This is a genomic window from Kitasatospora sp. NE20-6, from assembly GCF_045862635.1.
On sequence record NZ_BPRL01000019.1, the window covers coordinates 176,247 to 182,322 of the forward strand.

Below are 6,076 nucleotides of genomic sequence, written 5' to 3' on the forward strand. Positions count from 1 at the left end.
GCGCGGCGGACCGCGCCCCGGTCAGGAGCCGGTGCTCACAGGAGGGCGCCCAGCCCGGGGGCGAGCAGCAGCAGTACGGCCGCGCCCGGTGCCGCCAGCGCGGCCAGCGTCAGCCGCAGCCGGTGGTGCAGCGGCAGCCGGGGCTCCCCGAGCAGCAGCCGGTCGACCCGGCGCGGCGCCTGTGCCGCGTGCTGCGGCAGGCAGGCGCCGAAGACCCCGCGCCCGGTGTTGATCTCGACGAGGGCGAGCGCGGTGGTGACCCGCCCGTGGCGTCGGGCCGCGCGGTCGTCCGCCGCCAGCTCGACGAGTTCCCCGACCTGGTCCCGGAACGCGCTGAACACCCCGACGCCGGGGAACCCGGTCGCCAGCGCCTCGGCGCACTGGGCCAGCCAGTGGTGCCGGGCCCGAACATGGCTGCGCTCGTGGCTCAGTACGGCGGCCAGCCCACGGTCGCCCAACTGCTGGATCGCGCCGGTGGTGACCACGAGCCGGGCCTCCGGGCCGGGCAGTGACCAGGCTTCGGCGCGGACGTTCTCCAGGACGACCAGCCGCTCGCCCGAGTGCCGGTCCGGGGTCAGCTCGGACGGCAACCGGGGTGCACGGTCGTCGAGTTGGGCGTGCCGTGCGCCGCGCAGGGCGCGGGCGGCCCGTACCTCGCGGGTCAGCGCGACCGCGGTCTGCACCCCGCCCAGCGCCAGGAGGGTCGCCACGAGGCGGCCCCAGCCCTCGGACCCGGCCAGCCCGTACGCCTCCTCGACGCCGGTCGGTGCGCCGTCGAACACCAGGTTCCGCAGGGCCGGCAGCGCCGCCACGCAGGCCAGGAGGAGGCCGAACACGCAGCAGAGCAGCACCGCGATCACCAGGGACTGCCACGCGAGCAGGGCCAGCACGGGTTCACGCTCGGGCCAGCGGGCCCGGGCCAGCCGGCCGGGGGCGAGGGTGGCGAGCAGGAGTCCGAGCAGCAGCAGGCTCAGCAGGGCCGTCATGGCAGTGCTCCCCCGAGGAGGGATCGGTGCGCGACAGTGCGCGGCACCAACCTATGTGCCCCGGGGCCGGGGTGGAACGGCTTGCCGGTGCCAGTGACCAACGACACCCCGCCGACGAGCGGGTGTCAGAGGGTCAGCAGCATGGCGAACATCGCGATGCCCATCGCCGCCCGGCACGCCTGGAGCGTCCCGTCGCCCGCACGCCCCCACATCGCGGCGTGCGCCGTCGCCGTGGTGTGCGCGGCGTGCGTGGTGTGCGTGGTCTGTGCGGCGTGCGCGGTGGCGTCCGGCGCGGCCAGCAGGCGGCTGCCGGCCCACAGCGTGTACCCGCCGAAGTAGAGGAGGAGCCCGCCCGTCACCGCCGGCAGGCCCATCGGGACGCCCGGGTGCAGATGCCCGTGGCCCGGCGCCATCGCCAAGGCCATGTACGCCATCGCGAGCGAGCCGACCCCGTGGTGCAGGCGGTGCGCGAGACCGGACCGTTCGCCGACCGCGCCCAGCAGGAGCCAGCCCGCCAGCACCGTGAAGACCCAGCCCCAGACCACCCCGGGCAGGACGGCCATGCCGGCCGTCCCCGCGGCCATCGCCGCCTCGGCGGCCTCGCCGCGCCGGTGGGCGCCCCGGCAGCCCGGGCTGCGCAGCCGCAGGAGGCACAGCCCCGCTGCGCCGGCGGCCAGCCCCGCCAGCAACCAGGTGACCACGGCCGGACCGTGCACGGCACCCCTCCCGGCGACGGGGACGGACAGTACGTCCACGGTCACCGATCGCCGCCAGGGACAGCAGGGCGCGCAGGGGGGCGCACGGGAGTGGACGCCGGCCGGCGGTCCGGACCGGACGCCCCGGGTGCGGGGCAGGGTTCCCGGTGGCGGGTCCGCCGGGAGCGCCGGATGCTGGCCGCAGTGCCCGATCGGCCGACGCCGCACCGGATTTCGCGCGGGAGGCCCGGCTGACCGCAGGATTGTCCGACAGGCCCCCCTTGAACAGAAGAACCTTTCGTATCTATGGTGTATCTGTCGTAATACCTCCTGTCGAAGTGAGTCTCAGATGCAGAATCTTTCGCCGACGCTCGCCGTGGCAGGCGATGCTTCCGCCTCTCCGGCCGAGCACCCCGCCTGGCTGCGCCTCAAGGACGCCGTGGAGGCCCTGCGCCCCCTGCAGTCCAAGGACGGCTCCATCGACCTCGCCGCCGTGCAGCGGCACACCGTCGACCCGCTGCTGGCCACCGTGCTCGCCGCGGTCGAGGAACTCGCCCCGCTCTTCCCGCACGACGGGCCCTACCTCGCCGCCGTCCGCGAAGACCTGCGCAAGTGGGCCGACACCGGCTACCGCGCACCCGACTTCCTCGACTCGCTGCTCGCCTTCCAGCCCGCCGGTCAGCGCGAGGACGGCCTCGACCACCTCGTCGTCTTCCCGATGTACACCCAGAACGGCAACCCCGACCGCAACCTCGAAGCGGTGCTGCTGAAGGTCGTCTGGCCGGAGTGGCTGGCCGAGCTGGAGCGCGAGCGCTTCGACAACCCGATGTTCGTGCCGATCACCTTCACCGACTTCACCGCCGGCTACGACACCAACTCCGCGGTGCTGTTCCCCGAGACCGTGGCCGTGCGCGAGGCGCCGGAACGTTTCACCTGGGGCGGCATCTTCTGCGACCGCGAGGCCGCCCGCTTCCGCGCCGTCACCACCAGCGCCGTCGACCTCCTCGGCCTGGAGATCCCCGCGGACGCCACCGGCCTCCTGGAGGACCAGGAGCGCGCCCAGCAGACGTTCGTCCTCTGGGACCTCGTCCACGACCGCACCCACAGCCACGGCGACCTGCCGTTCGACCCCTTCATGATCAAGCAGCGCAGCCCGTTCTGGATGTACGGCCTGGAGGAGCTGCGCTGCGACCTCACCGCCTTCAAGGAGGCCGTGAAACTGGAGGCCGAGGGCTACGCGCAGGGCCGCGACGTCCAGTACGCGATCCTCTTCGACCGGATGTTCCGCTTCCCGGTCAGCGGCGACCGCGTCCGCAACTACGACGGCATGGGCGGCCAGCTCCTCTTCGCCTACCTCCACAAGCACGACGCCCTGCGCTGGCGCGACAACCGGCTCTCCATCGACTGGACCCGCGTCGCCGACGTCACCAACGCGCTCTGCGCCGAGATCGAGACGCTCTACCGCGACGGCATCGACCGGCCCAAGACCGCCCACTGGATCGCCGCGTACGAGCTGGTCTCCCGCTACCTGACCCCGCACCCGGCCTCCACCTGGGCCAAGGGCCCCGACGCGCTGCCGCTCGGCATCACCGACGGCAAGGCCCTCAACAAGGCGCTGTGCGACGCCGTCATGGCGGACGAGTTCCCGCTCAGCATGTTCTACGAGGCCCTCGCCAAGAAGCTGCGCGGCGTCATCGCCGCCACCACCGGCATCACCGGCGCCGGCCTCCAGGGGGCCGCCGCATGACCGCCCCCCTGCAGGGCAAGGTCGTGGCCGTGGCCGGTGCCACCGGCGTCGCGGGCCGGGCCACCCTCCGCCGCCTCGCCGCCGACGGCGCCACCGTGATCGCCGCCGGCAGCGACGCCCGGCGCCTCGACGCAGCCCTCGACGCCGTCCGCGCCTCCGTGCCGGGCGCCACGGTCTCCGGCCAGGTCATCGACCTCCTCGACCCGCAGGAGGTGCACGACTGGGCCGACCACCTGGAGGCCGAACACGGCCAGGTCGACGGCCTCCTCCACCTCGTCGGCGGATGGCGCGGCAGCAAGACCTTCTTCGACACCCGCATCGACGACTGGGACTGGCTGCACGACCGCGTCGTCCGCACCCTCCAGCACACCTCGCTGGCCTTCCAGCCCGCCCTGCTGCGCTCGGCCGCCGGCCGCTACGCCATGGTCTCGGCCACCGCCGCGCACCGGCCCACCGCCGGCGGCGCCGCGTACGCCGCCGCCAAGGCCGCGAGCGAGGCCTGGACGCTCTCCCTCGCCGACTCCTTCCGCAGGGAGACCACCGCCGGGGACGGCACCCCGACCGCTGCAGCCGCGATCCTGGTGATCAAGGCCCTGGTCACCCCCGAGATGCGGGCGAACAAGCCGGACGCCGCGTTCGACGGCTTCACCGACACCTCCGACCTCGCCGACACCCTGGCGGGCCTCTGGACCCGCCCCGCAGCAGAACTGAACGGACAGCACCTGTGGCTGACAGCCCGATGACCGACGGCACCACCGACCTCGACGGCACCGCCGACCTCCGCACCGACGCGCAGCGGCACCACGACCCCGCCGTGCGCGGCTTCGCCAGCGACAACTACGCCGGCGTGCACCCCGAGGTCCTCGCCGCCATCGCCCTCGCCAACGGCGGCCACCAGGTCGCCTACGGCGAGGACGACTACACCGCCCACCTGCAGCAGGTCTTCCGCCGCCACTTCGGCGAGCGCGCCGAGGCCTTCCCCGTCTTCAACGGCACCGGCGCCAACGTCGTCGCCCTGCAGGCGCTGCTCCCGCGCTGGGGTGCCGTCGTCGCGGCCGAGTCCGCCCACATCAACGTCGACGAGTGCGGCGCGCCGGAGAAGGTCGCCGGCCTCAAGATCCTCACCGTGCCCACCCCGGACGGCAAGCTCACCCCCGAGCTCATCGACCGCCAGGCCTGGGGCTGGGACGACGAGCACCGGGCCCAGCCGCTCGCCGTCTCGCTGACGCAGAGCACCGAGCTCGGCACCGTCTACACGCCCGACGAGATCAGGGCGATCTGCGAGCACGCGCACGAGCGCGGCATGCTCGTCCACGTCGACGGCTCCCGCCTCGCGAACGCCGCTGCCAGCCTGGGCCGGCCGTTCCGCGAGTTCACCACCGACGCCGGCGTCGACGTCCTCTCCTACGGCGGCACCAAGAACGGCCTGCTGCTCGGCGAGGTCGTCGTGGTGCTCGACCCCGAACGCGTCCGCAACCTCAAGTACCTGCGCAAGATGTCGATGCAGCTCGCGTCGAAGATGCGCTTCGTCTCCGTCCAGTTCGAGGCGCTCCTCGCGGGCGACCTCTGGCTGCGCAACGCGGGCCACGCCAACGCCATGGCGAAGCGCCTGGAGGCGGCCGTCAGCGGCATCGACGGTGTGGCGCTGGTCCGGCCCGTCCAGGCCAACGCGGTGTTCGCCGTCCTCCCGCGCGAGGTCAGCGAGCGACTGCAGAAGCGCTACCGCTTCTACTTCTGGGACGAGCACACCGGCGAGGTGCGCTGGATGGCTTCGTACGACACGACCGAGGCCGACATCGACGCCTTCGCGGCGGCGATCGTCGAGGAGATGGGCCGGGCCTGACACCCCCCTTCTCCCCGGACGCCCCCGGTACGCGCACCCGCCCGTACCGGGGGCGTCCGCATGCCGTCAGGGCGGCCGGGACGTGCAGCCGCGCCCAGCTCGCAGGCCCGGGTCCGGCCGGCTTGTTTGCGTCCACCCGTCCGGCGGCGTAGTGTTACCTGGTCGCTCGGCAGGGAGCACCGGACACGCATCTGCGCGGACGGTCCCGGGGCGGCCAATCCTCTGAACCATCACTTCCCGATTCCCGGGCAGGGTCGTGTCTTGTCGCGTCCCTGTGCGAATTCGGTGTGCGCGTTTATATGGGTTGCGGTCGGATTCGCTTTTCGGAGCGGGGATCGGCTAAGGTTTGAAACGTCGGACAGGCCGTCAGGCCGGTTCCGGTGAAAGAAGTCGAAAGCGAGTCGGGAAAGAGCACGAGCTCGGATCTGATAAGCTGGGAACACGAAAGAGCGAAACGCCCGGAGGGTCCGCTGGAAGGCGGTCCGAAGGAAGTGTCCGTTCCTTGAGAACTCAACAGCGTGCCAAAAGTCAACGCCAGATATGTTGACATCCCCGGCCTCGGACTTGTTCCGGGGTTGGAGATTCCTTTTGTAGTACATAAACACAGCGAGGACGCAGTGCGCGGGACTTCCTATTCCGGGGGTTGCCGTGCCGCTCTGCGCGGGTGTGAACCCGATCACGGGTCATCATTCACGGAGAGTTTGATCCTGGCTCAGGACGAACGCTGGCGGCGTGCTTAACACATGCAAGTCGAACGGTGAAGCCCTTCGGGGTGGATCAGTGGCGAACGGGTGAGTAACACGTG

At 72.2% G+C, this 6,076-nt stretch carries 5 protein-coding genes and 1 rRNA gene; 4 read left to right on the forward strand and 2 right to left on the reverse strand.

What is annotated here, in order from left to right:
* Nucleotides 1-35 precede the first annotated feature (35 nt).
* The gene (locus SNE206_RS17190; RefSeq protein WP_407914244.1) at nucleotides 36-986 is read right to left on the reverse strand and encodes a M56 family metallopeptidase; all 951 of its coding nucleotides are present in this window, start codon (nucleotides 984-986) and stop codon (nucleotides 36-38) included.
* 125 nt (nucleotides 987-1,111) lie between these two features.
* Nucleotides 1,112-1,687, reverse strand: a complete 576-nt coding sequence (locus tag SNE206_RS17195; RefSeq protein ID WP_407914245.1) for a DUF5134 domain-containing protein — start codon at nucleotides 1,685-1,687, stop codon at nucleotides 1,112-1,114.
* Nucleotides 1,688-2,030: 343 nt separating this feature from the next.
* Between SNE206_RS17195 and SNE206_RS17200 the strand changes: the two genes are divergently transcribed.
* From SNE206_RS17200 to SNE206_RS17215, 4 genes are all read left to right on the forward strand, one after another.
* Nucleotides 2,031-3,428 carry a DUF6421 family protein gene (locus SNE206_RS17200; protein ID WP_407914246.1) on the forward strand — a complete coding sequence of 466 codons (1,398 nt, stop codon included), beginning with the start codon at nucleotides 2,031-2,033 and terminating at the stop codon, nucleotides 3,426-3,428.
* A complete protein-coding gene (locus tag SNE206_RS17205; protein ID WP_407914247.1) occupies nucleotides 3,425-4,171 on the forward strand; it encodes an SDR family NAD(P)-dependent oxidoreductase in 747 nt (248 codons plus the stop codon). The genes SNE206_RS17200 and SNE206_RS17205 overlap by 4 nt, the downstream gene beginning before the upstream one ends.
* On the forward strand, nucleotides 4,168-5,271 hold the full coding sequence (locus tag SNE206_RS17210) for a threonine aldolase family protein (protein WP_407914259.1): 1,104 nt from the start codon (nucleotides 4,168-4,170) through the stop codon (nucleotides 5,269-5,271). The genes SNE206_RS17205 and SNE206_RS17210 overlap by 4 nt, the downstream gene beginning before the upstream one ends.
* 689 nt (nucleotides 5,272-5,960) lie before the next feature.
* Nucleotides 5,961-6,076: ribosomal RNA gene (locus SNE206_RS17215) — 16S ribosomal RNA — on the forward strand; the annotation flags it as partial.